Raw genomic sequence first — 1,232 nt, 5'->3', positions numbered from 1 at the left:
TCAGAACACCACCACGCTGCGGATGCTCTCACCTGCGTGCATGAGGTCGAAGCCCTTGTTTATCTCCTCCAGCTTGAGGACATGGGTGATCATCGGGTCGATCTCGATCTTGCCGTTCATGTACCAGTCGACGATCTTCGGCACCTCGGTCCGGCCCTTCATGCCGCCGAAGGCCGAGCCCTGCCAGACGCGGCCGGTCACCAGCTGGAACGGACGGGTCGAGATCTCCTTGCCCGCCTCGGCCACGCCGATCACGGTCGAGACACCCCAGCCCCGGTGGCAGGCTTCCAGCGCCTGGCGCATCACCGTGGTGTTGCCGGTGCAGTCGAAGGTGTAGTCGCCGCCGCCGTCGGTCAGCGCGATCAGGTGCTGCACGATGTCACCGTCGATCTTCGTCGGGTTGACGAAGTCGGTCATGCCGAACTTGCGGCCCCACTCGGCCTTGGCGTCGTTCAGGTCGACACCGATGATCTTGTCCGCGCCGACCATGCGGGCGCCCTGGATCACGTTCAACCCGATGCCGCCCAGGCCGAAGACGATGACGTTCGAGCCCGGCGTCACCTTGGCGGTGTTGGTCACCGCGCCGACGCCGGTGGTCACGCCGCAGCCGCAGTAGCAGGCCTTGTCGAAGGGCGCGTCCTCGCGGATCTTCGCCACGGCGATCTCCGGCACCACGATGAAGTTCGAGAAGGTCGAGCAGCCCATGTAGTGATAGATCGCCTCACCCTTGTAGGACATGCGCGTGGTGCCGTCGGGCATGACGCCCTTGCCCTGGGTGGCGCGGATCGCGGTGCAGAGGTTGGTCTTGCCCGAGAGGCACGACTTACATTGCCGGCATTCAGGCGTGTAGAGCGGGATGACATGGTCGTCCTGCTTGACGGAGGTCACGCCGGGGCCGACGGCGCGGATGATCCCGGCGCCCTCGTGGCCCAGCACCGAGGGAAAGATCCCCTCGCTGTCCAGCCCGTCGAGCGTATAGGCGTCGGTATGGCAGATGCCGGTGGCCATGATCTCGACCAGGACCTCGCCCGCCTTCGGGCCTTCCAGGTCAAGCTCGACGATTTCGAGCGGTTTCTTGGCCTCGAAGGCCACGGCGGCACGGGTTTTCATGGGTTGTCTGGCTCCTCCTGCTTCGGCTGACGATCCGCCCAGGCGCCCCACGGCAGACCAGCGGGTCCGGCGACACGACATGCCACCCCCTGCCCGTTCCGCCGCCGACCTCCCCCGACGCA

Annotated in this window: 1 protein-coding gene; it reads right to left on the bottom strand. The window is 66.1% G+C overall.

The window, feature by feature from the left end; all coding sequences use genetic code 11:
• Entirely contained in the window at positions 1 to 1,110 is a 1,110-nt protein-coding gene (locus tag OS124_RS0101145) for an S-(hydroxymethyl)glutathione dehydrogenase/class III alcohol dehydrogenase (RefSeq protein WP_010137426.1), read from the bottom strand.
• Between the last annotated feature and the right edge of the window lie 122 nt (positions 1,111 to 1,232).

The organism is Oceanicola sp. S124 (assembly GCF_000220565.1).
Classification (GTDB): Bacteria; Pseudomonadota; Alphaproteobacteria; order Rhodobacterales; family Rhodobacteraceae; genus Pseudooceanicola.
Note: the sequence above shows the minus strand (reverse complement) of the source record. Positions and strands in the feature narration are given on the sequence as shown.